The following is a 26,880-nucleotide window of genomic DNA, read 5'->3' on the forward strand; positions in this document are numbered from 1 at the left end:
GCTCCCAGGGGGCGAAGTTCATGGCGGGGACGGGGATAAATCAGTTCCCTTTTGTTGCTGGAGTGAATTCCGAGGCGGAAGTATGGAGGTGCCGTCATTCCCTCCGTCCTTGATACCGGAATGCGGGATGTTCCCCGTCTCATCGGATCCGGCGCTTCGTGACACCGGGGGGAGGGGACGCCACGACCGGCGGCCCGGGCGGGGGCCCTCGAGGTGTCCGGTGTCCGGGCGCGCCCCGACGCGCCGATCCGACGGGCGGGGCGGGGTTCGTCGAAGAGGTCCCGGACGTGCCGCGCGTCAGCGCCCGCCCCGCACGCCGGCGTTTCGCGGGACGCCGGGCCGTCTACGCGGCGGCGTCCTTTCGGCGTGCGATCATTCCCTCATCATGACAACGGACATCGATTTCGTCGACGTGGCCCCCGCGGACGGACGTCTCACGACCGATCTCCTGCCGGTCCTCCGGCAACTACGACCGCACCTGACCGGCGACCTGCTCGTCGGGGTCTACTCCGAGGGGTACGGCCAGGGGCTACGGTTCACCGGCGCCTACCTGGACGGCGTCTGTGTCGGGGTCGCGGGCTGGCGGGTCATGGACACCACCGCCGCCCTGCGCAAGCTCTACGTCGACGATCTGGTGACCGCGGACACGGCGCGTTCGACCGGTGTGGGACACCGTCTGCTGGCCCATCTGGAGGAGCGCGCCCGCGACCTCGGCTGCCGCGTTCTCGACCTGGACTCCGGCGTCCAACGTCACCAGGCCCACCGCTTCTACCTGCGCGAACGCATGGACATCACCGCGCACCACTTCGCCAAGGACCTCTCCTGACTCTCCGCCGCCCGCTCCTCATCGGCCGGCCGGGGCCGTCCACCACCTCCCAGGGAAGACGCGCGGCGACCATTCGGTCACCCTATGCTGCTGACCGGTCGGGCGACCCCGCCCGACCGGACGGCTGCGAGGGAGCAGGCATGCGCGCGAACGTCGGCGACACCATTCACGTGCCCACTCGGGTGGCGGGAGGCCGGGACGCGGAGGGCGAGATCGTCGAGGTCTGGGGCGAGGAGGGGACGCCACCCTACGTGGTGTGGTTCGGTGACGGCCGCGAGGCCCTCCTCTACCCGGACCCCGACTGCCGGATCGAGCCGGGGGACGAGCGGGGGGAGTGACCGGTTTCCTCGCCGGGGCCGCGCCCGCCGTGGACCGGACACGCCCCCTTCGGGCACGCCCCGGCGCACGGCCTCCCCGCGCTGTGGCCCGGCCGCACGTCTCCTGACGCAAGGAGCCCAGTCGGTTCCTGACCGAGGCCGGGGGCGCGTGACCTTCCTCCCCGCAGACCCGCCGGTGCCGCCGGGCGGGACAGGACGGTACGCGCGTGGACCGGCCACCAGGCGGATGGCGCGCGGACGCGCCACCGTGTCCGCGCCCGGAGGACATCCTGCCGGCGGCCGGATATCCGGCGAAAGGGACGGACAGCCCCCTCGCGGGCTGGTCAGTGCGGCGGGCGCGGCTGCCGCGTTCATCCGCCCGCCGGGGAGACCGCGGATCGTCCGGGGCCGGGCCAGGCGGGCCGCCCCCTCGTTCGGCCGGGTTCCGCGGTAGCGGTGCCCTCCGCCGAGGAGCGGTCCCGCTCCGCCGACCGGTGACGGTCGAGGCCGTCCGACGGGCTCACGCCACCCTGGAGGCGAAGTCGAGGAGGACCCTCGTGTACTCCTCCGGCCTCTCGAAGTGCACGAGGTGTCCCGAGTCGATCTCGACGACCTCCACGCCGTCGAGGAGGGAACGTACCCGGGCCAGGTCCTCACCGTCGGTCGCCGCCATCAGCACGCCCTCCTCGTTGTAGTAGGAGCCGTGGTGCTCGTACCAGTAGTCGGCGTGGATGAGCACCGTCGGGACCGTGATGGCCGCGAGGTTCTCCTCGGTGTCGAATCCCTCGTACCAGGAGTTGTCGTACCAGGCGGCGCCGAACCTGGGGTCGTAGACGGCCAGCCCCTGGAAATAGATGTTCACGTTCGGCGGGAGAAAGAAGATCTCCAGCGGTTCGCGCGGGTGGTCCTCGATGTAACCGATCGAGTAGTCGACGATGGCCTGTTCAAGACCGCCGAAGAACGAGAAGTAGTTGCTCCGCTGGACGTAGTACCGCTGGAAGTCCGACTCCTCCTCCTGCGAGACGAAATCGTGGGTGATCCTCGCGAGATCGCCGCCCGCCGTCTTTTCGGCCCGGGGCATGATCGACGAGAAGAACGGCGGATCCTCCAGAACCAGGCCCCGGACGAGTTCCGGCCGGTTCGCGGCGATCCATGTGGCGATCAGCCCGCCGGACGAGTGCCCGGACACGACCGCGGGCTCTCCGATCGCCTCCTCCATGAACCGCGCGATCAGCGTCCCGATACGGACGTTGGTGTAATCCTCGGCGGGGATGCTCGCCGAATTCCCGTGCCCGTAGACGTCGACGGCGTACACGTGGTAGGTGGTCGCGAGGTCGGGCAGGACCCGCATGTAGTCCTGCCACTTGGCCCCCTGTCCGTGGATGAGGAGCAGGGGGACGCCGTTGTCCGGCCCTTCCGCGTAATTCGCCCAGTGCCCCTCGACCTCGATCTGTTTCTCGACGAATCCGGCTTCGGTCACCTCCTCCATCCCCTTCTCGTAGTACGTCAGGTTCTGGTTGACATATCCGACGGCGAGGAAGGAGGCGATGGCGAGGAACACGGCCAGGGACCACACCGCGATTCTTCGCGCTCTCCCTCGCCTCGGGATTCCCGGCGTTTCCTGCTGTGACATCGAGATCACCGGCCCTTTTCTCCAGGCGGCCCCACCGGTCCCAATCCTTCAGCATGGGCGAGTGGGCGGCGCACGCGGTCGACCACCATTCTCCAATGGAAAACCGTCCCTGTCGGTAACGGCCACCGCACTGGTACGCGGCGCTTCGAGGACGGCGGGGGAGAATCCATGGCCGGATGAAACGGAACGCCGTTTCATCACGTCCACCGAGAAACCATGCGAACGGCGCGGGGAACCGGTGGGGAGTGTTTCCCGGTTCCGCCCGGGTCCTGGGGGAAGGGGCGGGCGCCGGTCGGATCGGCCTCTGATGAGCGGTCGGCGGCGCCCATGCGACCGGGCCGGCCCAGCTCGGGGAGCTGGGCCGGCCCGGTAGGTGGCGGCGGTCAGTCCGCCGGTTGCGTCGTCTCGTCGGCCGACCCGTCGCCGAACACCTCCTCGACGAGCCTTCGCGACGTCTTCTGGAACGTCTCCGCCAGGGACATCGCGGCGTCGTCCACATAGTTCAGCGAGGCGGTCAGGATCGTGCTCCCGTCGGGCGTGCCGTACATCAGCGTCGCGTAGCCCGCGACACCGCCGTTGTGGGTGATGAGGGTGCCGCCGTTCGAACCCATCTCCTGCACGAACACCCCCAGGCCGTAGCCCATCTCCGGGATGCCCGTCGAGCGCGGCGCGCACATCTCGGCCACCAGATCGGCCGGCAGGAGCCGGCCGTCCGTCAGCGCGGAGACGAACGTGGCCAGGTCCTGGGTGGTCGAGATCATGTCCCCGCCGCTGGAGATCCAGGAGGGGTTGTGCCGGGTGACGTCCACCGTCTTCTCCTGACCGGCGTCCTCGTACCGGTAGTAGGCGTGGGCGTGCGGTCCGGGGATCTCCGGTGAGGCGTCCGGCACCACGGTGCCCGACAGCCCGAGCGGGTCCAGGATCCGCCGTCCCATCTCCTGGGCGAGCGGGCGGCCGGTGACCTTCTCGATCAGCAGCCGGGCCAGCACGTAGTTGGTGTTGGAGTAGCTCCAGCGCGTTCCCGGTTCGAACCGCGCCGGCTTGGACAGTGCCAGCCGCACCAGTTCCTCCGGCCGGTAGGTCGCGAACCGGTTGTCCACCCACTCCCGGCCCGCCCAGGGGACCCCCGGCGTGACCGTTCCGTCCTCGTCGACCTCACCGGTCAGGTTGAACACCCCGCTGGTGTGCTGGAGCAGCATCCGCACCGTGATCCGCCCGTCCAGCCCGAATCCGGGCAGGCGCTCCGCCACCGGGATGTCCAACCCGATCTCGCCCTCGGCCACCAGTTGCAGTGTCAGGACCGCGATGAAGGTCTTGGTGCTGCTGCCGATCCGGAACCGCCCGTCCGTCGGCGGTCTGGCGGTCCCGCCCAGCTCTGCGGCCCCGGCGCTGCCGGTCCACGTGCCCCGCTCGTCGTGCACGCGCATCTGTATCCCGACGAAACCGGATTCGGCGATCTCCTGGAGGGTCTTGTGCAACCGCGGGCGTTCCTGCGTGGTCAGGGTGGCGGACATGGCCGTGTGCTCCTTTGGAACCGGTGGGGGCAATCGGTCGGGTGGGGGCCTGTGCCGCGGGTCAGATGCTGCGGGCGGTGATGTCGCCGTAGACGGTGGTCGCGTGGATGTTCAGACCGGCGTCCGCGCCCTCGGCGTTGGTGAGCGCGTTGTGGATGCGCCCGTGGCCGGTGCCCGCGTCCAGGGAGGCGGAGACCCCGCGGGCGGCGCCGACCGAGATCTGGCCGGACTCGGTGCGCAGCTCGACCGTGCCGCGCGTGGCCTCGGTGACGGTGATGTCGCCCTTTTGGGTGCTGATCCGGGCGGGGCCGCCCAGGCGTCCGACCAGGATGTCACCGTCCTGGAGGCTCAGGCGGGCGTCAGCGGTCTCGTCGAGCTTGACCGTGCCCTGAGCGCCCTCGAACGCGACGTCGCCGAGCCGCCCCACGCCCCGCAGCTCGGCGGCGGACGCCTTGGCCTCGACGCGCGAGCCGGCGGGCAGCTGGACGGTGACCTCGACGGCCCCGGAGGGGCCGAAGAGCTGGTTCTTGGGCTCGGCGGTGTGGATGTGCAGGACGCCGTCGGCGTAGGCGACGGTGGTCTGCTCGGCGGCCTTGACGTCGCGGCCCTTGGCGGCGCCGGCGGGCAGGACCTCGACCGTGGTGTCGGTCCGGTCGGCGGCGATGAACTGGATGCGTCCGGCGGGGATGTCCAGGACGGCCGAGATGGGGGCGGGGGTGTCGAACGTGTGCATCGTGGGCTCCTTCTGTATCCCGGGCCTTTTCGGCCCGCTGTTTCCGACAAGAGAAACGCTACGTTGCCTTTACATATAGCGCAACGTCTTCGTTGCGATTGAATCGTGTTTGCCCAGTTAAACAGGCAATAATCGTTGCGATGAGTGGAAATCTAACGCAACAGCTTTGATGTCATTCGTTGCAATGAATGGAAATCGAACGCTATGCTGACCCCACCGCACACCACGAAGGAGACCGCGATGCCGGGAGGCAGGCTCACCCAGCAGGAACGTCAGCAGATCGCCTCGGGGCTGGCCGAAGGGCTGGCCTACGCGGAGATCGCCAGACGTCTGGACCGTCCCACCTCGACGGTCACGCGCGAGGTGATGCGCAACGGCGGCCCCACCGCCTACCGCCCCGACATCGCCCACCGCGCCACCGAACACCGCGCCCGCCGCCGCAGGCAGACCGCGCCCCGGGGCCACGAGGCGTCTTCGCAGGTCCAGGGGCGCGACGCCGAGGCGGTACGCGAGTACGAGGAGGTCCTCACCACCGTCTTCATGCAGTCGGGCCTGCCCAAGATGACGGCCCGGGTGCTGGTGTCGCTCTACACCACCGACGCGGGCAGCCTGACCGCCGGCGAACTCGTCCGGCACCTCCAGGTCAGCCCGGCGACCATCTCCAAGGCGATCGCGTTCCTCGAAAGCCAGGGCCTGGTCCGCAGGGAGCGCGCCGAAGGCCGCCGCGAGCGCTACGCCGTCGACAACGAGGTCTGGTACCAGTCGATGCTCGCCAGCGTCCGCGCCCACGCCCAGCTCGTGGAGACCGCGCGGCAGGGCGTCAACATCCTGGGCCCGGGCACCCCGGCCGCCGCACGGCTGGAGGGCATCGCCCGGTTCGTCGATTTCGTCCGTGAGAGCATGGCTCGCGCGGCCGAGCAGGCCCGCGAAATCCTCTCCACGGAACCCGGGCCGACCTCGGGTGATACCGCCGGTCCCGCCCCGGACCGTGGATAGCCGGCCGTCCCGACGGTCGCGGCCCCGGACCGACCGCCATCCGACCGGGCTCCGCCGGTCCGTGCCGCCGAGGCGTTTCCCCGAGACGTCCCCGATGGCCGGGCGAGGCGGCACCGGGTGCGTGCCCGGCCGCTGTAGGCGCGTGCTTGGGGCGCGTACCTGGGCGACGTCCACGGCTTCAAGTTCCGTAGTGAAGTAGCCTGTTGAGGATTTTCCCCCAACCGGGGGAACAGCCCGGGGGTAACGCACGGTGAAACCTCAAATCCGCGAAGGCGAGGAGCTGCGCCCCGTCGACCTGGCGCGGCTGGCCGGGGTCTCCTCCCAGCAGATCCGCAACTACGAGGACGCCGGCGTCCTGCCGCCCGCCCGGCGAACCCCCGGCGACCACCGCCGCTACACCTGCCGGCACCGCGACGCGCTGCTCGCCTACCGGGGACTGGTCGCGGGGTACGGGCCGATCGTCGCCGGGGAGGTGATGCGGGCGGTCCACGCCGGGGACGTCGCCGGGGCGGTGGAACGGGTGGACGCCGCCCACGCCGCCCTGCACGAACAGCGGCGCTCACTACGGGCCGCGGGTGAGGCGCTGGAGGTGATGGCGCGGCAGGCGCTCCCCGACCTCCCGCCTGCGGCACGGCGGGACATGCGGGTGGGGGAGGTCGCCAGGCTGCTCGGGGTGCGGCCGTCGGCGCTGCGCGTCTGGGAGGAGGCCGGCCTGCTGCACCCCGAGCGTGACGCCGCCACGGGGTATCGCAGGTACGGTCCCGCCGACATCCGCGACGCGCGGATGATCGCCGTGCTGCGGCAGAGCCGCTACCTGCTGGACCAGATCAGGCCCGTGCTCGACGGTCTGCGCCGTACCGGCGACAGCGACGCCCTGCGCGCGGCGATCGCCCGGCGCCTGGACGGGATCACGCGACGGGCGGTGGCGATGTTGGAGGGGGCCGGCCTGCTGCACCGCTACCTCGCGTTGCACGGGCCTGCTCCGCACACGCGGACAGAGGTCGGGGCGGCGGAGGGCTGAATCCGGATCGCGGGGCCGGTCGGCGCGCCGCCGGAGCGCTGACGGCGGTGAGCCGGCGTCCCGGCCCGGATCCGTGGCCGGACTGCGCGACCGCCCCCATCCACGAGCGGGCCGGCCTCGCCCCGGTTCGGGACGGCTGTCCCGATGTGGCCGTCTCCGTATCGGGTGCCGTTAACGACCGTGTCACCAGCCCCAAATCGGGTGGATCTTCAGCCGTTCGGCGGTTGTGACCTGGGAGTCTCCGGCATGATGTGCGGTCATGAGTCGGCGGCCGGTGGGCATGGACGAGTTGGTCGAGCACTGGACGGTGCTCGATGACGAGCTGGAGCTGGTGGCGGGGAAGCGGGGCGGGACGCGGCTGGGCTTCGCGCTGCCGCTGAAGCACTACACGCGGCACGGGCGGTTTCCTCGGGGCCGGGCGGAGTTCCCGGACGAGGTGGTCGCCTTCGTCGCCCGGCAGATGAAGGTGCCGGCGGCCGAGTTCGATTCCTACCAGTGGACCGGTAGCACGATCGAGTACCACCGCACCCGGATACGCGAGCACTTAGGCTTCCGGGGGTGCTCGGCGCAGGACGCCGAGAAGCTGACGGCCTGACCGGTCACGAAGGTCGCACACGCGCAGCGGAGCGCCGACCGGGTGCGCGAGGAGTTGCTGAAGCACCGCCGCGAGGAGTTCATCGAGCCGCCGACGCCGGACCGGATCGCGCGCATCGCCGCCCGGCTGGCGCCGGAGGTGCTCGCCGAGCGGCTGATGCCCGCCGTCCATGCCTACGGGACGAACTCGGGAATCCGGTCGACGCCGGTTCGCCGGTGAGCATCCATCCCCACGCCGCGGGGGAGATCCGGCAGACCCGGGCGGAGGACTTCGCGATGCCCGCGCCGGTGAGGTAGCGCTCGACCGCCGCGGTGTACGACGCGCTCGGGGCGGGCAGAGGTACGCCCCGAGCGCGCGGCAACCGAAGTGCGCCCCTGTTCTTGAGACCGGTCACTGGTTCGATCGTCATGACTGTCCCGGCCCCTCCGGCTCTGCCGCAATGCGGCGTTTACTGCGGCATCATCCTGACGCACCATCAGGCAACGGAAGTCCGATAAGCCGGCCTCGAATCGGAACCGCCGCTACGCCGACCGCTGCACCGCCGACCTTCACGGCGGACGCAGACCCGATCCTCACCTGTCCCTTCGTCGCAGCTGTACGAGAACAGGGCCTACGATCGGGAGCGGCCGAGGAAGCGCAGCAACTCCTCCGTGACGAATTCAGGGTTCTCCTCGACCAGCCAGTGGCCCGCCCGGGGCACATCCACTGCCCGCACGATGTCGGTCATGTGCGGCTCCACGGTGGAGCGCACCCCCTCGAGCTGCCCCTGCGCCGTCATGATCAGGGTCGGGACCTCCACCGGAGCTGCCGCCTCGGTGTCGGCGGCGTCCTTGTCGAGACTGCGGTAGAGCTCGAAGCCGCCCTTCAGCACCTCGGGCCGGCTGTAGGTGCGCGCGTATTCGTCGATCTCCTCGTCGCTGAATGGGGACCGTTGCGCGGTGCCGCCGAACGACGATCCCTCGAAGGCGACCTGCGGGTAGAACAGTTCCAGGTAGTCGCGGACGTCGTTCCCGACGACCGCCTCGGGGACGCGGGGCTGGGAGTGGAAGGCGATGTGCCAGCTCAGTGAGCGGTACGCGGCGCCGTCCATCGCGGGTCCGGGCAGCGGCAGGTCGAGGTAGCCGAGGAGTTCGGTGTCCTCGGGGAACTGGGCGGCGTACTGGAAGGCGACCGCGGCGCCCAGGTCGTGTCCCACGACCCGGGCGTCACGCACGCCAAGCTGCTCGGCGATCAGAGTGTGGACGTATCGTGCCAGGGTGGCCTTGTCGTAGCCGGTCGGCGAGCCAGTGCTGTCGCCGAGCCCGGGGAGGTCGACGGCGTAGACGGTGTGGTGCTCGGCGAGCTCCGGCATGATCTCCCACCAGCTGTACCAGGTCTGCGGCCAGCCGTGCAGCAGTACCACCGGCGAGCCGCTGCCGCCCTTGACGTAGTGCATGCGGACGCCTTCGACGTCGGCGAACTCGTGCTGGAAGGTGCCGGTGAACTCCGAGTCGTCGTGGGTGATGGTGGTGTGCGCGGGTACTTCGGGGGCCTGTGCGGCGCAGGCGGTGGCACCGGTCGTCAGGGCGAAGGCGAGCGCGGTGGCGGCCAAGGGGCGTGTGAGGCGGGATGAGCGGCGGTCGAAGCGTCGTTTTGCGATTGTCATGTGTCCTGTGTCTCTGGTGCGGTGGTGGGGTCAGCGTCCGGTGGTGCCGTCGATCAGTTCGCGCAGGATGTCCGCGTGCCCGGCGTGGCGGCCGGTCTCCTCGATCATGTGCGCGAGGGCCCAGCGGATGCTGGGAGCGGGTTCGCCCGTCCGCGGGCGGGGCACGGGTGCGCCGAGGCCGGTGCATCCGTCCAGGACGGCGTCGGCGCGCGCGACGGTCTCCCGGTAGCGGGCGACGACGCCGGCCACGCTGTCCGCGGGCGAGGCGTCGAAGGTCGCCTGCCAGTCGGCGACCTCCTCCCCGAGGAAGGTGGCCCGCTCGACGGCGGTGAGATGGTGGAGCAGGCCGAGCAGATTCGTACCCGAAGGCGTTCTATACGTGCGGACCTGCGGTTCGGGGGTGCCCTCGACCTTTGCGGCGATCGATTCGCGCAGGTAGCCGAGAAATCCGCGCAGGACCTCGGTCTCACTGCTTCCGGTACGGGGCGGCGGGGTGTCGCGGCGGTGGGCGGCGGGCATCGTGTCTTCTCTCGGTGGGCCGGGCGGGTTCAGCCGGCGCGGTGGATGACCAGTACGTGGTCGGTGACCTCGGCCGTACGCCCTCCCGGACCGGTAGCGGTCCGGCGGGGTGCGGCGGCACGCTCGACCACCCACGTCCCCGCGTCCAGGGCGATGTCGGCGGCGACCTCCTGCGGGGACGGGAAGTGGGCGTCCTGCTCCCATGACCAGGGAGCGGCCGAACCGTGGTCGACGACCAGCAGCCGCCCGCCCGGGCGCAGGGCGTGCGCGGCCGCACGCAGCACGGCCGTCCGGTCCAGGTCGAAGGGGGTGTGCAGATAGTGGGCGCAGACGAGGTCGAACGCGCCGCCGGGGAAGGTCTCGCGCAGGTCGTGCCGCTCGGCCGCGATGCGCCCGGCCAGGCCGTACGAGGCGGCGAGTCCGGCAAGGCGCCTGACCGCCACGGCCGACACGTCGACGGCGGTGACCTGCCACCCCTGACGGGCGAGCCAGAGCGCGTCACCGCCATCGCCGCACCCCAGGTCCAGCGCGGTGCCGGGCGGCAGGCCCGCTACCGTCTCGGTGAGCGTCGCGTTCGGCTGCGGATCGGCGGGTGCCGGGCGGTTCGCGTACAGGTCGTTCCAGAACGCGGCCGCATCAGTGGTGCTCATCGATGACCCTCCTTGTTCTTGCCGTTGCCGGGGGACGCGGCCCACTCTTGCCCGGACCGTCGCGAATTGCACGCCGTCTTGCAGTTCCTGCAAGATGGCGTGGTGAACGGTGAACCGAAGGACGCGCTCGGCTCCGTGGGGCCCCGGCTGCGGGCGCTGCGCCGCGAACGCGGCATCACCCTGGCCGCGCTCGCGGCGGTGACCGGGGTCTCGGAGAGCACGCTGTCCCGGCTGGAGAGCGGACGACGCCGGGTGACCCTGGAGCTGCTGCTCCCGCTGGCCCGTACCTACGGCGTCCCCCTGGACGACCTCGTCGGCGCCCCGCGTACCGGTGATCCCCGTATCCACCTGAAGCCGATCCGGCGGTTCGGTATGGTGTTCGTGCCTCTGTCCCGCCGGCCGGGAGGCACCCAGGCCTTCAAGATGATCATTCCGGCGAGCCCGGAACCGCTGGTGCCGACGCCGCAGACCCACGAGGGCTCCGAATGGCTGTACGTGCTCAACGGGCGGCTGCGGCTGCTGGTCGGTGAGCGCGACCTGGTCCTGTCGTCCGGTGAGGCGGCTGAATTCGACACGGCGCTGCCCCACTGGCTGGGCAGCGCGGACGGCGGCGCGGTCGAACTCCTTGTCCTGTTCGGTCCGCAGGGGACGCGTGCGCACCTGCGCGCCGGTCCCGGCCGGGCACCGCAGAGGGATTGAACCAGGGGCCGGCGCCGCCGCGCTCCCGTGCGACAGCCGGCGGTGAGCTCGGACTTGGGTCGACCGACCGGCCGATCCAAGAAGGCGCGTGATCGGTCAAGCGGCCTGACCGAGACCGGCGGCGGTCAGGCCCTGCTCGCGCAGCGGGGTGAAGTCGACGTCGATTCTCGGGTCGTACGCGCCGGGCTGAATACCGAGTTCGTGGGTGCTGTACTCGCCGAACCGGTTGATGTGCTCGGTCAGGTACGGCGAGATGCGCGCCAGGTCTTCCGGGACGATCTCCCATCCCTCCTCCAGCAGCTGCCGCCCGACCTCCGCGGTGTCCAGGGCGTTGTGGAAGATCACCGTGTTGAACTTCATCGCCTTGCTCTCCTGCTCCAGCCGCTTCGCCGGCGGCCAGGGCGGCGCCCCGGCGGTCCCGGCACAGCGCAAGGCCCGCCGCGAGTACGAAAACCGCGTCACCGCCCTCGCGCCTGGCGCCGACCGGCGCTGATCAGCGCGTCCGTCCCCGTCCGGGGCTGGTGACACGGTCGTTGCTGGCACCCGCGTATGGGCGGTGACCTGGAACGTCACCGACGGGCCGCACCATGACCGTGTGGGGCCGCCGGATGGCCGCTGATACGGAGTGTTCGACGACGCGGATGTGCCGGCGCGCCTCAGCGGTAGTCGGCCAGGCCGTCCGCGAGCTCTTCCTCGTCGCCGTCACGGATGGCGGAGAGGGCCTGCTGCAGGGCGAATGTGCCACGGATCGCGGTGATGCGGGCGGGGAGTCCGTGGTCTGACCAGTCTCCCAGGGCGAGCAGCCGCCCCAGCAGCTCACGACCGTAGCCGGCACCGATGGCCGCGAGGTCCTCGGCCGGGTCCCCGAGCGCGACCTCGTCCCAGTCGAGTACTCCGGAAAGGCGCGGCAGGCCGTGCGTCCACTCCCACAGGACGTTCTCGGCGCCGAGATCGCCATGCACCACCGCTCGGGTGACATGGGGCAGCCCGTCGAGCGCCGCGAGTTCCCGCTCGGCCCGTAGGCGCCCGCTGTCGGACATGAGCTGGAACAGTTCCGCGCGCACGTCCTCGGCGAACCGCCGCCACCGGTCTTCCGGTGCCTGGGGGAGAACCGCTCGTACCGTCTCGTCGGTGCCGGCACGGGCCAGGCTGCACAGCAGCGTGGCGTACTGCGCCGCCACGGTGTCGAGCACCCGTTCATCGTCGAGCGCGTCGGTTTCCAGTGGTTCCCCGGGGATGCGATCGAGTACCAGGAACGGTGTCCCGTCGATGTCGTGGGCGCCGCTCTGGGACAGCGGCTCGGGTGTGCGGAAGCCGAGGTCGAGGCGGGCGAGGGTGCGCAGTGCGGCCACCCGCTCGGGCAACCGGGCGGCCGCTGCCCGGGTGCGGGGCAGGCACACGACGCGGTCTGAGCCGATGACCACGATGTGGAACTGCCCCTGACGTACGACGAGACCGTCGGTTTCGTCATCGGGCAGCAGACGGCTCAGCAGAGCGCGATGCGTCGTACGGATGCTCACGGGGGCGGCCTCTGGATCCTTCGGTGGGGCGGAGACGATGTGCGCGACGCGCTGGTGGACCGCGTCGGCGAATGGACGTCCGCTGGGCGGACGCCCTTCTCACGGTGGGCGGGCCCGTTCCCGGCGTCGAGCGGCCAGGGTATCGGGGAGGCGGGCGGCGGCGCGGACACCGGTGCGGGGCTCGGGGCCGCGGGACGGCCTGAGGAACGCCACGGCCGACCGACGTGCGCCTTGGCCGGGCCGGCCCGGGAGGGGGGCCGAGGTGAAGCGCAGCTCGCCCTCGGCCCCCCTCCACCCGTGCGCCCGGTCTTGCGGTACCAGACGGCTAAGCGGTCATGGCCCGCCTGGCCTCGGAGAGGCGTTCGGCCTGGCGCCGCCAGTCACCGCCGTCGAGTCCGAGTCCGATCGATTCGGCCCCGGCCTCGGCGTAGGCGGCGAGCCGTTCGGCGACCCGCGCCGGGCTTCCGGTGACCGGAATGTTCGCCGCCGCGTCCGGGGCCATCCCGTGCACATCGACCAGGGACCTGACAAAGGAGGCGACGGCGGCCGGATCGTCCGTGAGGAACGCGTGGCCGCCCACGGAGACACGGGGCACGGGGCGCCCCAGCTCGTCGGCGATCTCGCGTAGCCGGACGGCCTTGGCGGCCAGATCCTCCGGACTGATGAGGGAGGGCGCCCAGCCGTCTCCGTACAGTACGGCGCGGCGCATCGCGGCCTCGGAGTTACCGCCGATCAGGATGGGCGGCACCGGCGCGCCCGGCGCCAGCGTGATCTCCGCCCCCTCGACCACGACGCGCTCGCCCCTGATGAGGCCGGGCAGAACATCGAGCGCGGCGTCGGTCCTGCGGCCGCGGGCCTGGACCGGCACGCCCACGGCGCGCCAGAACGGCGCGTCGGGGAAGCCGCCGATCCCGACGCCGAGGACGACGCGGCCACCCGACAGGTGCTGGAGTGTCTGTACCTGCGTGGCGACCCAGGCCGTCGGCCGCGTCGGCAGGCTGAGCACGCCGAATTCGAGCCCGATCCGGTCGGTGGCCGCCGCGGCGGCGGCCAGGACGAGCGTGGCGTCGAACGCCGGCGTGCCGTCACCGGCGACGACGTCGGGCATCGACACGGCGTCGTAGCCCAGCTCCTCAAGGTGTCGTGCCATGGCGACATCGGGGACGCCCGCCTCGTTCGTGGGAAGCGTGGTGCTGATCCTCATGGCCACGACGCTAGAACCTCAACTTAGATTGAGGTCAATCCGGGAATCGGGGGGAACGAAGCGGGGCCGGGCGCCGAGGAGCACCCCGGTCACGGGCCTCCCGGAAGAGCCGGGGCGGGCCGCGTTCGGGAAGCCGGGGGGCATGGGGCGCCCGGCGGGCCGTCGAGCCACGCCTCCGCCCGCGTGCCCGGCGGCACGCCTTCAGGGCGTCGCCCCCATCGCCGGTACGCCCCTGCTGGGCCGCGCCGACAGCACCCACGGCCGTGCCCCGCCCACCGACGCCGACGGTTCCGCGCCTTGGAAGGACGCGCCATCGACCGGCGGGCGAGGGAGCGTCGCCGAATTCCACGGTGCTCCTCGTCCTTCGACGTCCACGCGCCTCACCGTGGTCGTTCGCGGCCCGGCCCTAGGCGGCGCAGAACTCGTTGCCCTCGGGGTCGAGCATGATCCACCAGTGCCCAGCGGGGCCGTTGTCGACCTCGCGGACGCGGGTGGCCCCCAGTGACTCCAGCCGGGCCACCAGATCGTCGAGGCCGCCGGAGCCCGCGTGCACGTCGATGTGCAGGCGGTTCTTGCCGGGCTTGTCCTCGGGCACCTCCTGGAAGAGCAGGCGCCGGCCGTGCCCGACGCCGCTGACCTCGTCATAGGGGTCGTCGGGGTGACGGACGGCGGCGTAGCCGCGGAAGATCCGACGCCCGTTGTGCTCGGCCACCGCCTCCGCGCCGATGTGGCCGGCGGCCAGCAACCGCTCGATGAGCGCGCCAGGGTCCTCGACCTCGTACTCCAGCGCCGCGGCCCAGAAGTCCGCGAGAGCGGGAGCGTTGTGGGCGTCGATGACGAGCTTCCAGTGCAATGCCATGGAGCCACTCATACTGGTCACCTGAGTCCGGTCGCAAACCACGGCATACCGACGCTCCCGTGGCCGTCTACCGCTTCGCCCCGGGCGCCCTCTGCCTGGAAGCGCCGACCACGGGCGATCCCGACGTCGTTTCCTGGCGGGACATGCCTGTCGGGTTTCAGGGGCTTCCCCGTCCCGCACGCCCCCGCGGCCGCGTGGTGGTCACCAGAGGGCCGCCCTGGTCTCATCGTCCATGTAGTCCTCGATGTCCATGTTGCTGAGGGCCAGGTTGACCACCAGGGACCCGACCTCTTCGGGAACCAGCCTGAAATTCCACCCGATGCGATCCAGCAGCGGCACGATCAGGGCACAGTGGTCGGGGCCGCGCATGGCGTCCGCGTCCGCGATCACCACGGTGTCCAGACTCGACTGGTCGGTGTGGTGGTGGACCGACGCCATCACCTGTTCCGGCGTGGCTCCCTCGAACGCCGGGTCGTCCACGATGTCGATGTAGTCGCCGAAGTCGTCGATGACGTCGTTGTGCTCCGCCGGGTGGCGTACGGCGCTCAGGAACGACGTCCAGGCGGCGTCATCGCTGAAGTCCGTGCGCACGAGCAGGCCGTCCTTGTCCGGCGTGAGCAGAGGCAGCGGCCTGGTCGGGCGCTCATAGCGCGGTGAAGAGGGCCGTGTCTCCAGATAGGCGCCCACGGGGCCGGAAGGCCCCGCCTCCCACTCCTCCTCCTCGGCGGTCTCATCGCCTTCGATCTCCCCCTCGGGGTCGGCGGGAGCCCACTGCTCGAAGTCCTCCAGGGTGAGGTGGAGGTAGGGGTGATGCAGCACCAGGTGGGTGAGGGCGGCTTGCCGGGGCGTGATCCAGAACAGGTCTCCATCGGTGCCGCGGAACGCCAGCAACGGACGCAGGCGGGGATCGGCCTCGGTCCCGCCGGTGGCGAGCAGGACCAGATCGGGAACCCATCTCCCCTCTCCGCCGAGGGCGTCACGCACCTCATCGGGGGTGGCACCCCGCCACGCGGGGTCGTCCACCACGAGCAGGCGTCGGGGGATGGGCTCCTGTGAAGCCGTGACGTGGTCCTGGCGGGCGCGGCCCGGTGTGACCAGGCCGGGCAGGTCGCCCATGCGGGAGAGCACGTCCTGCCAGGCCTCGTCGTCGTGGCCGGCGCGGACCAGCAGCATGCCGGGAACGCGCGGGCCGTCGTCGGCCGAGGGCAGGGGCAGAGCGGAACGGGACATCGGGAACACCTCGTCATCGCCGTGGAACGCAGGTCTCCCCGTTGTATCCGTGGGGACGGACAGAATTCCGCCGGCCGCGTCCGCTCCTTGGGCACGGCCGTGGCCTCGTCGCCCGGATCGCCTGGTCATCGGGTCGGGGTCGGTGGCCGTCCGGGGCGGCCACCGGCGCGGCGACGTCGCCCCCCGGGACCGTCCGCCGCTTCCACCGCCGGCAACCGCCTGTTCGCGCGGCGAAGGTCCTCGGCCGCCCCGGTCGGGAGCCGCGAGCACCGCCCGCGGGAGCCGCGTGGCCGGATCAGGCGTGGGCGCCGGTCTCGACGAGCAGGACACCCCCGATGATGGCCACGATGCCCAGACCCATCCGCCAGGTCAGCGGGTCCTTGAACAGCAGCCGGGCGAGGAGGGCCGTCAACGCCACCCCGACGGCGGCCCAGATGCCGTAGGCCACCCCCACCGGCATGCCCGTCCGCAGGGAGAGGGAGAGCAGGGTGAAGGCCAGCAGGTAGGCCGCCAGCATCGGCGCGATCCAGACCTTGGCGCGAAACCCGTCGGTCAGGCGCAGCGCCATGGTCCCGGCGACCTCGCTGAGAATGGCCCCGAACAGGTAGGCCCACCCCATCACACGGTCTCCTTCTCGGCGGTGTGGGATCCGGTCTCCACCAGCAGCACGCCTCCGATGATCAGGGCGATGCCGGCGGCCATGGGCCAGGTGAAGGGATCGTCGAACAGCAGGGTGGCCAGGAGCGCGGTCAACGCCACGCCGGCCGCCGCCCAGATGCCGTAGGCCACCCCCACGGGCATGCCACGTGCCAGGACCAGCGCCAGCAGGGTGAACGCGGCGCCGTAGCCCACGACGACCACGGCGTACCACCAGGGGGCGTCGATGGCCGCGCGCAGGGAGAGGGTGGCGGTCACCTCGGAGACGATGGCGCCCGCCAGCAACGCCCACTTCAGCACGGGGAGTCCTCCTCGGTCAGTCTCAGGAGCAGGTCGATCACGGCCTGGCGGTCCCGCTCCTCGGGGGCGAGCACGTCGGTGGTCGTGGCGACCCACAGGCCGTCGGCGGCCAGACGGGCCAGGGTGAGCCGCGCCCGTTCGTCGGCGGAGGCCTGGGGGTCGAAGGCGAACCAACGGGAGAAGACCCGTTTCCAGGGTTCGGCGAGGGCCGGGTGGTACAGGGCCTCGAAGTAGACGAAGAAGTCGGCGGGGGACAGGGCGTCCGGGCGGGCGGCCACGGTGGCGTAGGCGCGGATGCGCTCGCGGGCGCCGGCCTGTTCGAACGGGACGTCCAGGACCTCCAGCAGCGCCCGCTCCCACCGCAGGGCGGCGTGCTCGACGACGGCGAGCATCAGCGCGTCGCGGGTGGGGAAGTGGTACATCACCCCGGCCTTGGTGAGTCCGGACTCGGAGGCGACGGCCTCGTAGGAGATGTCGGCGCCGCCCTCGCGGTCGACCACGCGCAGGGCGGCGTCCAGGATCGCGGTCTTGGAACTGGGGCGCACCGCCGCACTTTACCGTACGTAAGGTAAAGAAAAGAGCGATGTCCTTCACGGATGACGCGACAGGACGCCGCTCGTCCCCGACCGGCGTCCACAGCGGATTCCGATCATCCGCGCACTCTCCGCCCCTCGACGCCCCGGGAACGATGCGGCAGCGCGCGCCCGAGAGAGACCGTGAGCGGGTCGTCGGCGTAGTGGCCGAAGGGCGGCACGTCGGTGTAACCACAGGAGCGGTACAGGCCGACCGCCGCCGGCTGTTTCTCGTGCGTCTCCAAGACGATCTCAGCGGCCCCCGCCCCGGCCGCGGACTCCTCCAACCAGGCCAGAAGGGAACGGGCGTATCCCTTCCCCCTGTGCTCGTCGACGACGTAGAGACGCTTGAGCTCGGCCCGCCCGTCCTCCCGCAGCCGCCAGCCGCCCATGCCCACGGGAACGCCACCGTGGTAGCCCACGGCGAAGACCCCGCGCGGCGGGGAGAACTGTCCCGGTGATACCGGCCCCGCGTCAGGGCTCCCGTAGATCCGGATGTACTCGGCCTGGAGCCGTCCGACCAGCTCCTGGACGTCGGGGTGGTCATAGGGGCGAGGAACGATCTGCACGCACCCAAGGTAGCGTCGGCCGTGCCGGACCCTCCGAGCCGGTCCGCCTCCGATGGACCGTGAGGTCCCCGTGCGGCCCGCGGCCGGAGCGGTGGGAGCGCCGCCCCGGCCGATCAGGCGGCGAGCCGGCGAACCGCGTCGACCAACCCGTCCACCTCCGCTCGCGTGGTGGCGAAGGAGGTGACGAAACGGACGACCCCCGGCTCCCAGCGGTCGTGGTAGAAGCCGTATCCCTTACTCAAGAGCCCGTCGATGACCTGCTGGGGAAGCCGGCAGAAGAGGATGTTCGCCTCGGCCGCGCCCAGGAGCGCGACCCCGGGGACGGCCTTGAGCCCCTCTTCCAGGCGCGCGGCCATCGCGTTGGCGTTGCGCGCGTTGCGCAGCCACAGGTCATCGGTCAGGTAGGCGTCGAACTGGGCGGTGTGGAAGCGCATCTTGGAGGAGAGCTGCCCCGCGCGCTTGGCCCGGAAGGTGAGTTCGCCGGTGAGCGAGCGGTCAAAAATAACGATTGCATCGACTGTCAGGGTGCCGTTCTTGGTCCCCCCGAAGGAGAGCACGTCGACCCCGGCCCGCCAGGTCATCTCGGCGGGGGAGCAGCCGAGCGCGGCGACGGCGTTGGCGAAGCGGGCGCCGTCCATGTGGACGCGCAGCCCCGCCTCCCGGGCGCAGGAGGTGAGGGCGCGGATCTCGTCGAGCGTGTAGACGGCGCCGGTCTCGGTGGCCTGGGTGATGCTCACCGCGGAGGGTTGCACGCTGTGCACGTCACCGGCCTTGCGGCGCGCGGCCACGCGCAGCCGGTCGGGGTCGATCTTGGCGTCGTCCCCGGGCAGGGGGACGAGCTTGGCTCCGCCCGTGAAGAACTCCGGCGCACCGCACTCGTCGTTGTTGATGTGGCTGTCGTGGTGGCAGAGCACGCTGCCCCACGGCGGGGTCAGGGCCGCCAGCCCCAGGGCGTTGGCGGCCGAACCGGTGGAGACGAACAGGACATCGACCTCGCGTTCGAAGAGCTCGTCGAACCGGTCGCGGGCGCTGGCGCTGATCCGGTCCGCGCCGTAGGGCGGGGCCTGGCCGCCGGCCGCCGCGACCACGGCTTCGAGGATCTCCGGTGCGGCGCCGGCGACGTTGTCGCTGGTGAACGCGCGAGCAACGGGAGTGGTGGAGCTCATGGCGAGGAACCTGTCCTTCTGGTCGATGACGGGGAGGCGATGCCTGCGGTGACACCCCCTGTTGGGAACCGGTCCGGTGGATGGTGGAAGCGTCCCCTGCAACGGTGAGCGGGCCGGCCGGCAGATGATCGCCCCGTCCGGCCGCGTGCGGGGCACCGGTCGGTTCGCCTCCGTTGAGCCGACGCGGCCGTTGCCGGCCGGAGGTCGTGGTGGTCGCCGCGACGGACACCGGACCGGGATCGCGTCGAGCGTCCCCATCGCGGGTCCGGTCCTTCCGTCCGCGATGGCGGTGTCGTCGGTCCGCCGTCGTTCGACCGATATCCCCGCCACCAGGCGGCTCCCCCGAGTGAGCCGGGATCGTGCCGGGACGGAGAAGGCGGGACGGCCTTGACGGGCGTCCGGGAGGCGCCGGCCGCGCCCGGCCCCGGATCACGTCTTCCCACCGACCCGCTCCCGTTCCCCCGGTCATGCCACCACGTTCCCGCGGGGCGTTCCCGTGCCGCTGCGCGGTCCGCCCCGCCGGCCGGGAGCACGACAGGCACACACTCGTCTATTTCGAGGCTTATTTCACCGAACAGCACATTCAGTGTATAGAACGTGGCATTTGTCGGTTTCTTTGAGGGGCTCCGCCTTCTCGGCGACGCGCCCCGGGCCGACCAGGGCGAGGATCCACTGGGGGCCGGCTCATCGGATGACGACGGCGGGCCGCCGGCCCTGTCGGGGGGCGGGCGCGTGGCCATGGATTCTCAACGCTTTGGGGAAGAGATCCGCCAGCGGGGGAGGGGCGGTGGGCCCGTCCCCATCGGCCGCGCCCGGACGATCCGACGCCCATGTCCGTGGGCTCCCCGCCCGAAGCGGCGCGCGGATCGCGAGGAGATCCCACGCGGCAGCGCCACCGGCGCGCCCCCGCCCTCCCGTCCCGGCGGGGCCGCCCCAGGCCGGCGGGGTCCGGGCCGTCCCTTCGGGGAAGAGGAGGCGGACTCGGCCGGTCAGTCGCAGAAGCAGGAGACCTCGCACCGGACGCAGCCGCCGCACCTCGGGCATCGTTCGGCCCGCCAATGCGCGTACTGGAAGGCCAGCGCGGGGGTGTCATGGGCCCGCAGCTCGGCCTGGAAGAGATGTCGGCTCGCGAAGAACAGCACCGTCCCTCCGACGGCCAGGGGGGCGCCGACTCCCACCGCGTTCGCCAGGGATCGGGCGTGGGCCTGCGCCATCTCCTCGTACCCCGCCTCACCGAGGTGGTCGCCGTTGTAGCTCGTCCGGCAGACGTCTTCGCGGCTCATCGGGACACCGCCGCACTCCACCGGCCCGAACGAGTCGAGGACCCCGAAGAGGAGGATCGACACCCCGTGGATCACCATGGTGGCCGCGACCAACCACGCCAGGGCGGTTCCCACCGCCATCAGCCCACGACCCGGTCTCCTGCGCCACCTACGTCGCATGGCTCCTCCTGCCTGCGCGCGCCCGCGCGCGGTGCGGCCATCGGGGAGGGCGGAGCCGTCACGGAGCTGCCCCGGCCGGAACGCGCGGACCGGATTCGCGCGCCCGGGCGTCGTCTCCCGCCGCGCGCCGGCCCCGCCCGTCTGTTCTCTCAAGGGCGACGTGTCCGCCGACCAGTCTGCCACCCTCCTCGGCACGTCCTCGGGGGCGAAAGGGACCTCCTTCGGTCCCCGCGACATAATCGACCAATCACGCCTTGGTTCAGGGGGTCCGCGTGTTCGACGTCGAAGGCCGTAGCAGTCAATCCGAGATCCACGTCGCGGCGGCGCCCGGGCGGGTCTGGGACGCGGTGACCGACATCGCCCTGCCCGCCGGGGTCAGTCCCGAACTGCGCGGGGTCGAATGGCTCGGCGGCGCCACCCGGCCGGAAGAGGGCGCGCGCTTTGCCGGCCACAACCACCATCCCGCCATCGGCGAGTGGCGGACCGTCTCCCAGATCGTGGAGTTCACCCCTCCGCGCGTGTTCGCCTGGGCCGTCATGGATGCCGACGGACGGTTCGGGCCTCCCGCGGCGGACGTGGCGGAACGGCTGGCCACTTGGCGGTTCGAGCTGGTCCCCGAAGGGGACGGTACCCGGCTGCGGTACTGCGTGCGGATCGGTCCGGGCCGCTCGGGCCTGGTCATGACGGTCGAACGGTTCCCCGACAAGGCCCAGGACATAGTGGCCGGGCGCCTGCGGGAACTGCGCGCCGGGATCGAGGCCACCCTGCGCGCGGTCAAGGAGCGGTGCGAACGTCCGGGCTCATAGCCCGGTCCCGATCGGAGACGGGGGCCTGCCCGCCCCGGGGAACGGGGGCTTGTCGTCTGGGCACGACAGGCCGGGTCCTCGCCGCTCGAAGTCAGGGCGTGGGCGACGGCGCGGGAGTGATGGGGGTCCACCGCTGACCGCGCCGGCCAGGCCCGCGCTCCTCCGGCCACTCCCCGCACAGGGCGCGCCCCTCCAGGCCGTCTGCATCATTCATCGGGGCGGCGGTCCGAGATGGTCTTCTCCTCGGGCCTGGAAACCGTGGAGCCGTCCTCGTCAGCTCGTACCCGGCACAGCGTTGGCCAGGAGGACCTCTGCCGCCGCCCGGGTGGGCGCGGTGTTCGAGGCACTGGAGCACACCCTCACCCATGCGAGCAGGTTGCGCCCCGACCACGTCGTCTTACGCTCTGTCCAGACCCTCACCGCCGGCGTGTGGGGGACCGACCCCGCCATCCTCGCCCTGGATCCAGGGTCCGAGGCTCCGCCGGCATGTCGTGTCCACGCCGCGCTCGACGGCCGCGCGCCCGCCGTCGACGTTCCACTCTTCCTCACCTGCCCCTCCTACCTCGGTGCCGGCGCCGCTCCGCTCCCACCTGGGCGACACCCACGACCACACGTCCGCGGCCCGCTACAGCGCCAACAGCGGCAGCGCCATCGGTGCCTCCCGCCCCGAGGCCCTGGTCCACGCCCTGGCCGAGGCGATGGAGCGCGGCGCCTACTCGCTGTTGCTGGCCACGGTCTTCCTCGGCCCTGGTGGGCGCGTGGCTCGCGTCTTACGACCCGAGTCCCTCCCCGATGACCTCGCCCGGTGGCACGATCTGGCCCAGCGCAAGGTGCGTGGTCCCGTGCACCTTCTGGAGATGACCACCGACCTGGGGGACCCGCGTTCTGCGCGTACGCCCTGTCCGGCGAGGGCGTCCCGGTGCAGGGCAAGGAGCATCGCTGTCGGCCCGCCTGGCACTGGTCGCGCCCTGAGCGAACTCGTCCAGTGCGCCGCCGTGGCCGACCACGACGGCCAGGAGGCCATCACGCCCGATCTGCGCGCGCTGCGGGCCTATCCCGTACTGCTGGCGGCGGGCCGGGCCGACTTCGGCCCGCACCTGGCCGCGGCCCGGCCGGTGGACTTCCACGACACCGCCGCGCCGGCCACCCCGGTGGCCACCTGCGCGGGCTCACGGCCGCCGTGACCGCGCGCGGCCACACCCCCTATGCCGCTGTCGTGCACACCGCCCCCACCGGTGTATGCACGGTGAGCGTGGTGGTGCCCGGCCCGCGCGCTCACGCCCTTCTGGGCGGATCGCCAGCGGTGTGGGGGTCGGGCCCTGGGAACCGGCAGGTGCCCTCAGCATCCGGACTCCGCCTGCGCGTCTTCCCGGACCAGGTGCGCGGGGGTGGGCGGCACGCACGGCCACACCGAGGAGGACATCCGCTACGCGCGGCGCCGCCACCTCACCCCCGAGGTGGCCGGCGGAACGCCAACGCCGCTTTCGCCGCCCGTGACAGCGGGCTGTGGGGTGCTTCCTCCACCGTGGTGGTCTTTGACTCCACGCACTTTCGGACCCGGGACCAGAACCTGTTCACCGAGTGGCACTCCCGCTATGGGGGCCGAGGGACTCGGCGAGGACCTCTCACATGTGCCCGGTGGGGCCGCCGACAGGCGTGCGACCGCGTCTTCTCAGCTGGTGATCAGGAAGCGGGCGGCCGCTCCCCGACTAGGGTGGGGCGCGTGAGCAGCGAGCACGGTACTCGACTCCGTCCCCGGTCCCGCCGGCCAGGCGGCGTCATGGGCCCTCTCCTTGGCGGCCTTGTGGTGGGCGGTCGCAGCCTTCTGGGCCTGGCGGGGTTGTCGAGGTGCCCGTGCACCGTGAAACGGGGCACGCCGAATCTGTCGGGGATCTGCTGGACGGTCTTCTCCCGCTCGTCGTCGTAGAGCCGCTGGACGAGCACGGCCTGGTCCGCGGTGAGCTCGGCCTGCGCCAGCCGTCTGTTCCGGCGGCGGATCCAACGCGTTCGGCGCGGGATTCCATCTCCACGCTCACGTCACTCCGCCCCGGTGGGCAGAACCCACGCCGAACCCTACGGTTCGCACGGGGCCGCCCAGCTGATCAGAGAGGCTGGCGGGGTGCCGCGAGTACGTCCCTGAGTACCTTCTCGAGCGTGACGCGGGCCAGTTTGTGTCTCAGGGTCTCCTCGATGTCCTGGTAGATGCCCCGCATTGCCGGCTGGATGCCGTGACCCACCACGCATCCCTGGTCCGGGGTGGTGCGGTGCATCGCGAACAGCGGGCCGGCTTCCACTGCCTCGTACACGTCGAGCAGGGTGATCGACCCCAGCTCGCGCGCCAGCGACCAGCCCGCGCCCGCGCCCCGCCGGGACTCCACGAGCCCGGCCCTGCGCAGCTCGCCGAGCAGCCGCCTGATCACCACGGGGTTGGTGTTCGCGCTGGCTGCGATCTTCTCGGAGGTGGCGACCTCGTGGCCCTGGCGTTGGTAGAGACCGATCCAGGCCAGCGCATGGGCGGCAATGGTCAGCCTGCTGTTGGCGCTCATGACCCCTCCTCTGGTCGCAACGCTCCATGTTACGACAGCGCAGTCGCAACAGTGAAGGTTGCGACAATCCGTTGTAACGATTATCGTTACGACAGCCGGGAGGGTCCATCAAAGACAAGCGCGGACCGTGAGCGCGTTGCGAACTCAAAGGAGAACAGGAATGGAAAGTAACGAAAAGACCATTCGCGAGGCTTACCGGCTCGCGGAAGGGAACGTTCTCGACGGTGACGGTTTCCTGGCCTTGTTCACCAAGGACGGGTCGTTCAACGACATGTCGACCTCGCAGAGTTTCCGCGGAGAGCAGATTCCTCAGGTGATCGCGGGCCTCGCCCGCTCGTTCCCCGATGTACACCGTGAGCTGCTCGAGGTACATGCGTTCGGTGATGTCGTCGCCGTCGAGTTGCGGATCCAGGGCACGCATCTCGGAGGGTTTCCGACTCCGGTCGGCGAGATCCCACCGACCGGGAACCGGATCGACGTGCCGGCGGCGGACCTCTGGTACCTCCGTGACGGAAAGATCGAAAGGTTCAACTGCTACAACTCGATGAGCGTGTGGCTTGATCAAATCGGGGTCCACCCTGACTTCAAGTCCGCAGTCGAAGCCACCGAGACAGCAGCCACGACGGCGTAACTCTGCCGGTCAGCGCCGAGTATGCGACAAGACACTCCCTTCTTCGGGCCGCATACCCGGCGTTGCTTCTCGAACAAAGTTGTTGTTCGCGCCCAACCGCCGACACGACCCGGCAGGCAGACTCATCGAGTATCGGCAGCCCTGGCCGGCAGGTGGGCGGTGTCGTCGAATGTCACGCCCACATCAGCGGCGATGCGAGGGTGACGGCTGCTTGATAGGACTCGGCGGTCTTGTCGTGGCGGGTGGCGATGCCGCGCCACTGCTTGAGGCGGTTGAAGCACCGCTCGACGACGTTACGCCGCTTGTAGACCTGCTTGTCGAAGTCCGGTGGGCGTCCGCCACGGCTGCCGCGTCGGAGCCGGTTGCGGACCTGGTCGGACCGTTCCGGGATGGTGTGCCGGATGTTGCGTCGCCGCAGCCAGGTGCGTATGGCCTTGGAGCTGTAGCCCTTGTCGCCGATGACGTGGCCGGGCCGGACCCGGGGCCGTCCTGGACCCGGCCGGGGCACCCAGAACGCCTCCATCACGGCGGTGAACTGGGTGCAGTCGTTGGTGTTCCCGCCGGTGAAGGCGAGCGGGCGGCCGGCGCCGTCGCAGGCCAGGTGGATTTTGCTGGTCAGGCCGCCTCTGGACCGGCCGAGTCCCGGGGCGCAAAGCCCCCTCTTCGTGCTCCGGCCGCGTGCTGGTGGGCCCGGACGATCGTGGAGTCGACCGACACCAGCCACTCGGTGTCCCCGGCCGCGTCGGCCCTGGCCTGGGCGGCTCGGAGCGTCCGCTCGAAGGTGCCGTCCTTGGCCCATCGGCGGAAGCGGGTGTGCAGCGTCGCCCAGGAGCCGTATCGCTCGGGCACGTCCCGCCAGGCCGTGCCGGTCCGGAACCTCCACACGATCCCGTTCAGGACCGTCCGGTCGTCCAGCCGTCTGCTGCCCCGCCCGGACCGGGGCAGCAGCGGCTGCACGAAGGCCCACTCGGCATCGGACGGTTCACGGCGGCGTACCACCCGACCACGATCCCCGATCGAGGATCATTGACGACAGGCCCTGGCCCGCCTCCGATCCACGCCTCATCGACGGTGACACGTAACCGGTACCCACGCGGACACCGTCGAGCCAGGCGGTCAGCCGTTCCGCCTCCTCCTCGACGGCCCGCCGCGTCGAGACCGGGACGGGTTCGAGCAGGTCCACTCGGACGGTCCCCGCCGTGTCCTGCACCCACGAGCCGATCGCCCGGCCGTTGACCCACACCGTGGTGCCCGCGTTACCGCGACGGTCGAAGAGCTGGTCTCGGTGGGGGCCGAGGTAGAAGTCCCGCCCGCGCCAGCCCATGACGGTCGGATCCAGCACCGGCAGCAGCGCGACCCACGCGCCCGGGTCGGGCACCTCGGCGAGGTCGTCGGGGAGGAGCCACCCGGTGGCGCCGTCGTCGAGGCGGACCGCGACGGCCTCCAGCTCGCCCAGCGCCGCGCGAACGACCTTCTTGGTCGCTCCCAACCACCAGACGATGTCGTCCTCGGTTCCCGGTCCGAAGCTGTAGAGCCAGCGGCGGACGAGTTCCCGGTACCCGGCCTGGGCGCTTCGCGGCGCGGGAACGTCGTCGAGCCAGTGCCTCGTCAGGGTCCAGCGCGGCCGTGGGGCCAGGAACCGGCCCGTGCTGAGTCCGCGCACGATGTCCGCGGTGGCGCCGAGATAGGTGAGGACCCGCGGCGCCGACCACGTCTCGCCCGCCGTTCCCGCGACCTTCACGTCGATCCTCGGCACGGCCCGGCGCACGTCGGCCGCCGTCAACCCCTCCGGAACCTCGGCGAGCAGGGCGAGGACCTCGGCCCTGGCCTCCTCGAGCCAGCCCACCCCGTCCCGGGCGATCCCCGCCCTGACCAGGTCCCCGCTCATGCGGGCGCGCTCGGTCCCGGCGACGCGGGCCGACGCGCTCGGCCACACGGCCGGCAGGAGCTCGCGTTCGAACACGAAGAGGGTGCGCCGCATCGCGAGCTGTTTGACCAGGTGACGGTCCTCATAGAGCGCCCGGTCGATGTCGGCGAGGGTCGGTGAGGTCATGCGCGCCCGACAGGACAGGTAGACCGTGGCCGGCTCGGTCGCGTGCAGCGCGGTCATCGCCCGGGTGACCGCCTCGGGGGAGTCGACACGCGATCGCGGTGCCAGGGCGTGCCGAACGGCCAGCCGGGCGCGCCGTTCGTCGTCGGTCACGTGGTGCATCGGCCCATCGTTCCACAC

Annotated in this window: 30 protein-coding genes and 1 pseudogene; 11 read left to right on the top strand and 20 right to left on the bottom strand. The window is 71.3% G+C overall.

Going from position 1 to position 26,880, the window contains the following annotated elements; all coding sequences use genetic code 11:
* Positions 1-385: 385 nt before the first annotated feature.
* Positions 386-826, top strand: coding sequence for a GNAT family N-acetyltransferase (locus tag B5D66_RS08820; RefSeq protein WP_200813580.1), 441 nt, complete (start codon positions 386-388; stop codon positions 824-826).
* 140 nt (positions 827-966) lie between these two features.
* Positions 967-1,164, top strand: coding sequence for a DUF1918 domain-containing protein (locus tag B5D66_RS08825; RefSeq protein ID WP_078761170.1), 198 nt, complete (start codon positions 967-969; stop codon positions 1,162-1,164).
* A gap of 499 nt (positions 1,165-1,663) precedes the next feature.
* On the opposite strand, the gene B5D66_RS08830 is transcribed toward B5D66_RS08825, so the two are convergent.
* From B5D66_RS08830 to B5D66_RS08840, 3 genes are all read right to left on the bottom strand, one after another.
* Entirely contained in the window at positions 1,664-2,719 is a 1,056-nt protein-coding gene (locus B5D66_RS08830) for an alpha/beta fold hydrolase (protein WP_159457236.1), read from the bottom strand.
* A 440-nt stretch (positions 2,720-3,159) separates the two neighbouring features.
* Positions 3,160-4,290, bottom strand: a complete 1,131-nt coding sequence (locus B5D66_RS08835) for a serine hydrolase domain-containing protein (RefSeq protein WP_078761172.1) — start codon at positions 4,288-4,290, stop codon at positions 3,160-3,162.
* Between the two features lie 61 nt (positions 4,291-4,351).
* Complete coding sequence (locus B5D66_RS08840; protein ID WP_078761173.1) at positions 4,352-5,023, bottom strand: DUF4097 family beta strand repeat-containing protein; 672 nt, start codon at positions 5,021-5,023, stop codon at positions 4,352-4,354.
* Between the two features lie 240 nt (positions 5,024-5,263).
* On the opposite strand from B5D66_RS08840, the gene B5D66_RS08845 reads away from it, so the two are divergent.
* From B5D66_RS08845 to B5D66_RS25415, 4 genes are all read left to right on the top strand, one after another.
* Complete coding sequence (locus B5D66_RS08845; protein ID WP_078761369.1) at positions 5,264-6,019, top strand: MarR family transcriptional regulator; 756 nt, start codon at positions 5,264-5,266, stop codon at positions 6,017-6,019.
* 250 nt (positions 6,020-6,269) lie between these two features.
* Positions 6,270-7,040: a MerR family transcriptional regulator gene (locus B5D66_RS08850; RefSeq protein WP_235000874.1), complete on the top strand. Its 771-nt coding sequence runs from the start codon at positions 6,270-6,272 to the stop codon at positions 7,038-7,040.
* A 259-nt stretch (positions 7,041-7,299) separates the two neighbouring features.
* Positions 7,300-7,635 carry a DUF4158 domain-containing protein gene (locus tag B5D66_RS08855; RefSeq protein ID WP_078761174.1) on the top strand — a complete coding sequence of 112 codons (336 nt, stop codon included), beginning with the start codon at positions 7,300-7,302 and terminating at the stop codon, positions 7,633-7,635.
* Between the two features lie 42 nt (positions 7,636-7,677).
* A complete protein-coding gene (locus B5D66_RS25415; protein ID WP_159457237.1) occupies positions 7,678-7,854 on the top strand; it encodes a hypothetical protein in 177 nt (58 codons plus the stop codon).
* Positions 7,855-8,245: 391 nt separating this feature from the next.
* On the opposite strand, the gene B5D66_RS08865 is transcribed toward B5D66_RS25415, so the two are convergent.
* Genes B5D66_RS08865 through B5D66_RS08875 form a run of 3 tightly spaced genes read right to left on the bottom strand, consistent with a single transcriptional unit; the run spans position 8,246 to position 10,449 of the window.
* Positions 8,246-9,280, bottom strand: coding sequence for an alpha/beta fold hydrolase (locus B5D66_RS08865; protein WP_078761175.1), 1,035 nt, complete (start codon positions 9,278-9,280; stop codon positions 8,246-8,248).
* A 30-nt stretch (positions 9,281-9,310) separates the two neighbouring features.
* A complete protein-coding gene (locus B5D66_RS08870; protein ID WP_078761176.1) occupies positions 9,311-9,799 on the bottom strand; it encodes a DinB family protein in 489 nt (162 codons plus the stop codon).
* A 29-nt stretch (positions 9,800-9,828) separates the two neighbouring features.
* Positions 9,829-10,449: a class I SAM-dependent methyltransferase gene (locus B5D66_RS08875; RefSeq protein WP_078761177.1), complete on the bottom strand. Its 621-nt coding sequence runs from the start codon at positions 10,447-10,449 to the stop codon at positions 9,829-9,831.
* Between the two features lie 102 nt (positions 10,450-10,551).
* On the opposite strand from B5D66_RS08875, the gene B5D66_RS08880 reads away from it, so the two are divergent.
* Positions 10,552-11,148: a helix-turn-helix domain-containing protein gene (locus B5D66_RS08880; RefSeq protein WP_078761371.1), complete on the top strand. Its 597-nt coding sequence runs from the start codon at positions 10,552-10,554 to the stop codon at positions 11,146-11,148.
* A 96-nt stretch (positions 11,149-11,244) separates the two neighbouring features.
* Here the strand turns inward: B5D66_RS08880 and B5D66_RS08885 are convergent, their stop codons facing one another.
* The gene (locus B5D66_RS08885; protein WP_078761178.1) at positions 11,245-11,508 is read right to left on the bottom strand and encodes a Tn3 family transposase; all 264 of its coding nucleotides are present in this window, start codon (positions 11,506-11,508) and stop codon (positions 11,245-11,247) included.
* On the opposite strand from B5D66_RS08885, the gene B5D66_RS25420 reads away from it, so the two are divergent.
* On the top strand, positions 11,495-11,641 hold the full coding sequence (locus B5D66_RS25420; RefSeq protein ID WP_159457238.1) for a hypothetical protein: 147 nt from the start codon (positions 11,495-11,497) through the stop codon (positions 11,639-11,641). The two genes, B5D66_RS08885 and B5D66_RS25420, sit on opposite strands and share 14 nt — an antisense overlap.
* A 163-nt stretch (positions 11,642-11,804) precedes the next feature.
* On the opposite strand, the gene vph is transcribed toward B5D66_RS25420, so the two are convergent.
* The 10 genes from vph to B5D66_RS08935 all read right to left on the bottom strand — a co-directional run bounded on the left by vph (position 11,805) and on the right by B5D66_RS08935 (position 20,628).
* On the bottom strand, positions 11,805-12,668 hold the full coding sequence (gene vph, locus B5D66_RS08890) for a viomycin phosphotransferase (protein WP_078761179.1): 864 nt from the start codon (positions 12,666-12,668) through the stop codon (positions 11,805-11,807).
* Positions 12,669-12,993: 325 nt separating this feature from the next.
* Positions 12,994-13,872 carry an LLM class flavin-dependent oxidoreductase gene (locus tag B5D66_RS08895; protein WP_078761372.1) on the bottom strand — a complete coding sequence of 293 codons (879 nt, stop codon included), beginning with the start codon at positions 13,870-13,872 and terminating at the stop codon, positions 12,994-12,996.
* Between the two features lie 406 nt (positions 13,873-14,278).
* Positions 14,279-14,731 (bottom strand): VOC family protein, encoded by a 453-nt coding sequence (locus B5D66_RS08900; protein ID WP_078761180.1) that lies wholly within the window; start codon positions 14,729-14,731, stop codon positions 14,279-14,281.
* Positions 14,732-14,932: 201 nt separating this feature from the next.
* The gene (locus B5D66_RS08905) at positions 14,933-15,961 is read right to left on the bottom strand and encodes a DUF6924 domain-containing protein (protein ID WP_078761181.1); all 1,029 of its coding nucleotides are present in this window, start codon (positions 15,959-15,961) and stop codon (positions 14,933-14,935) included.
* A 295-nt stretch (positions 15,962-16,256) separates the two neighbouring features.
* On the bottom strand, positions 16,257-16,580 hold the full coding sequence (locus B5D66_RS08910) for a DMT family transporter (protein WP_078761182.1): 324 nt from the start codon (positions 16,578-16,580) through the stop codon (positions 16,257-16,259).
* Positions 16,580-16,918, bottom strand: a complete 339-nt coding sequence (locus B5D66_RS08915) for a DMT family transporter (RefSeq protein WP_078761183.1) — start codon at positions 16,916-16,918, stop codon at positions 16,580-16,582. Before B5D66_RS08915 ends, B5D66_RS08910 begins: the two co-directional genes overlap by 1 nt.
* A complete protein-coding gene (locus B5D66_RS08920) occupies positions 16,912-17,463 on the bottom strand; it encodes a TetR/AcrR family transcriptional regulator (RefSeq protein WP_078761184.1) in 552 nt (183 codons plus the stop codon). Before B5D66_RS08920 ends, B5D66_RS08915 begins: the two co-directional genes overlap by 7 nt.
* Positions 17,464-17,567: 104 nt before the next feature.
* Positions 17,568-18,059, bottom strand: coding sequence for a GNAT family N-acetyltransferase (locus tag B5D66_RS08925; protein ID WP_078761185.1), 492 nt, complete (start codon positions 18,057-18,059; stop codon positions 17,568-17,570).
* A gap of 113 nt (positions 18,060-18,172) precedes the next feature.
* Positions 18,173-19,225 (bottom strand): threonine aldolase family protein, encoded by a 1,053-nt coding sequence (locus B5D66_RS08930; RefSeq protein ID WP_078761186.1) that lies wholly within the window; start codon positions 19,223-19,225, stop codon positions 18,173-18,175.
* A 989-nt stretch (positions 19,226-20,214) separates the two neighbouring features.
* Positions 20,215-20,628 (bottom strand): hypothetical protein, encoded by a 414-nt coding sequence (locus tag B5D66_RS08935; protein WP_078761187.1) that lies wholly within the window; start codon positions 20,626-20,628, stop codon positions 20,215-20,217.
* A gap of 311 nt (positions 20,629-20,939) precedes the next feature.
* Between B5D66_RS08935 and B5D66_RS08940 the strand changes: the two genes are divergently transcribed.
* Both B5D66_RS08940 and B5D66_RS08945 read left to right on the top strand, forming a co-directional pair.
* Positions 20,940-21,473, top strand: coding sequence for an SRPBCC family protein (locus tag B5D66_RS08940; protein ID WP_078761188.1), 534 nt, complete (start codon positions 20,940-20,942; stop codon positions 21,471-21,473).
* A 566-nt stretch (positions 21,474-22,039) separates the two neighbouring features.
* Complete coding sequence (locus tag B5D66_RS08945) at positions 22,040-22,657, top strand: YcaO-like family protein (RefSeq protein WP_159457239.1); 618 nt, start codon at positions 22,040-22,042, stop codon at positions 22,655-22,657.
* A 918-nt stretch (positions 22,658-23,575) separates the two neighbouring features.
* On the opposite strand, the gene B5D66_RS08955 is transcribed toward B5D66_RS08945, so the two are convergent.
* Entirely contained in the window at positions 23,576-24,019 is a 444-nt protein-coding gene (locus B5D66_RS08955) for an Rrf2 family transcriptional regulator (RefSeq protein ID WP_078761190.1), read from the bottom strand.
* A gap of 160 nt (positions 24,020-24,179) precedes the next feature.
* Here B5D66_RS08955 and B5D66_RS08960 point away from each other — a divergent pair, with 160 nt between their 5' ends.
* On the top strand, positions 24,180-24,650 hold the full coding sequence (locus B5D66_RS08960) for a nuclear transport factor 2 family protein (RefSeq protein ID WP_078761191.1): 471 nt from the start codon (positions 24,180-24,182) through the stop codon (positions 24,648-24,650).
* A gap of 172 nt (positions 24,651-24,822) precedes the next feature.
* On the opposite strand, the pseudogene B5D66_RS08965 reads toward B5D66_RS08960, so the two are convergent.
* Both B5D66_RS08965 and B5D66_RS08970 read right to left on the bottom strand, forming a co-directional pair.
* Positions 24,823-25,649 (bottom strand): annotated as a pseudogene (locus B5D66_RS08965) (IS5 family transposase).
* The gene (locus tag B5D66_RS08970) at positions 25,633-26,862 is read right to left on the bottom strand and encodes a winged helix DNA-binding domain-containing protein (protein ID WP_078761192.1); all 1,230 of its coding nucleotides are present in this window, start codon (positions 26,860-26,862) and stop codon (positions 25,633-25,635) included. Before B5D66_RS08970 ends, B5D66_RS08965 begins: the two are co-directional and overlap by 17 nt.
* Positions 26,863-26,880: the final 18 nt, after the last annotated feature.

Source organism: Marinactinospora thermotolerans DSM 45154, from assembly GCF_900167435.1.
GTDB lineage: Bacteria > Actinomycetota > Actinomycetes > Streptosporangiales > Streptosporangiaceae > Marinactinospora > Marinactinospora thermotolerans.

Excerpts from the sequence above, each read along its gene's own strand:
- B5D66_RS08820 (WP_200813580.1), top strand. The coding sequence starts at position 386 with ATGACAACGGACATCGATTTCGTCGACGTGGCCCCCGCGGACGGACGT.
- B5D66_RS08825 (WP_078761170.1), top strand. The coding sequence starts at position 967 with ATGCGCGCGAACGTCGGCGACACCATTCACGTGCCCACTCGGGTGGCG.
- B5D66_RS08835 (WP_078761172.1), bottom strand. The coding sequence starts at position 4,290 with ATGTCCGCCACCCTGACCACGCAGGAACGCCCGCGGTTGCACAAGACC.
- B5D66_RS08840 (WP_078761173.1), bottom strand. The coding sequence starts at position 5,023 with ATGCACACGTTCGACACCCCCGCCCCCATCTCGGCCGTCCTGGACATC.
- B5D66_RS08845 (WP_078761369.1), top strand. The coding sequence starts at position 5,264 with ATGCCGGGAGGCAGGCTCACCCAGCAGGAACGTCAGCAGATCGCCTCG.
- B5D66_RS08855 (WP_078761174.1), top strand. The coding sequence starts at position 7,300 with ATGAGTCGGCGGCCGGTGGGCATGGACGAGTTGGTCGAGCACTGGACG.
- B5D66_RS08865 (WP_078761175.1), bottom strand. The coding sequence starts at position 9,280 with ATGACAATCGCAAAACGACGCTTCGACCGCCGCTCATCCCGCCTCACA.
- B5D66_RS08870 (WP_078761176.1), bottom strand. The coding sequence starts at position 9,799 with ATGCCCGCCGCCCACCGCCGCGACACCCCGCCGCCCCGTACCGGAAGC.
- B5D66_RS08875 (WP_078761177.1), bottom strand. The coding sequence starts at position 10,449 with ATGAGCACCACTGATGCGGCCGCGTTCTGGAACGACCTGTACGCGAAC.
- B5D66_RS08885 (WP_078761178.1), bottom strand. The coding sequence starts at position 11,508 with ATGAAGTTCAACACGGTGATCTTCCACAACGCCCTGGACACCGCGGAG.
- B5D66_RS08895 (WP_078761372.1), bottom strand. The coding sequence starts at position 13,872 with ATGAGGATCAGCACCACGCTTCCCACGAACGAGGCGGGCGTCCCCGAT.
- B5D66_RS08900 (WP_078761180.1), bottom strand. The coding sequence starts at position 14,731 with ATGGCATTGCACTGGAAGCTCGTCATCGACGCCCACAACGCTCCCGCT.
- B5D66_RS08905 (WP_078761181.1), bottom strand. The coding sequence starts at position 15,961 with ATGTCCCGTTCCGCTCTGCCCCTGCCCTCGGCCGACGACGGCCCGCGC.
- B5D66_RS08910 (WP_078761182.1), bottom strand. The coding sequence starts at position 16,580 with ATGGGGTGGGCCTACCTGTTCGGGGCCATTCTCAGCGAGGTCGCCGGG.
- B5D66_RS08930 (WP_078761186.1), bottom strand. The coding sequence starts at position 19,225 with ATGAGCTCCACCACTCCCGTTGCTCGCGCGTTCACCAGCGACAACGTC.
- B5D66_RS08935 (WP_078761187.1), bottom strand. The coding sequence starts at position 20,628 with ATGGCGGTGGGAACCGCCCTGGCGTGGTTGGTCGCGGCCACCATGGTG.
- B5D66_RS08955 (WP_078761190.1), bottom strand. The coding sequence starts at position 24,019 with ATGAGCGCCAACAGCAGGCTGACCATTGCCGCCCATGCGCTGGCCTGG.
- B5D66_RS08960 (WP_078761191.1), top strand. The coding sequence starts at position 24,180 with ATGGAAAGTAACGAAAAGACCATTCGCGAGGCTTACCGGCTCGCGGAA.
- B5D66_RS08970 (WP_078761192.1), bottom strand. The coding sequence starts at position 26,862 with ATGCACCACGTGACCGACGACGAACGGCGCGCCCGGCTGGCCGTTCGG.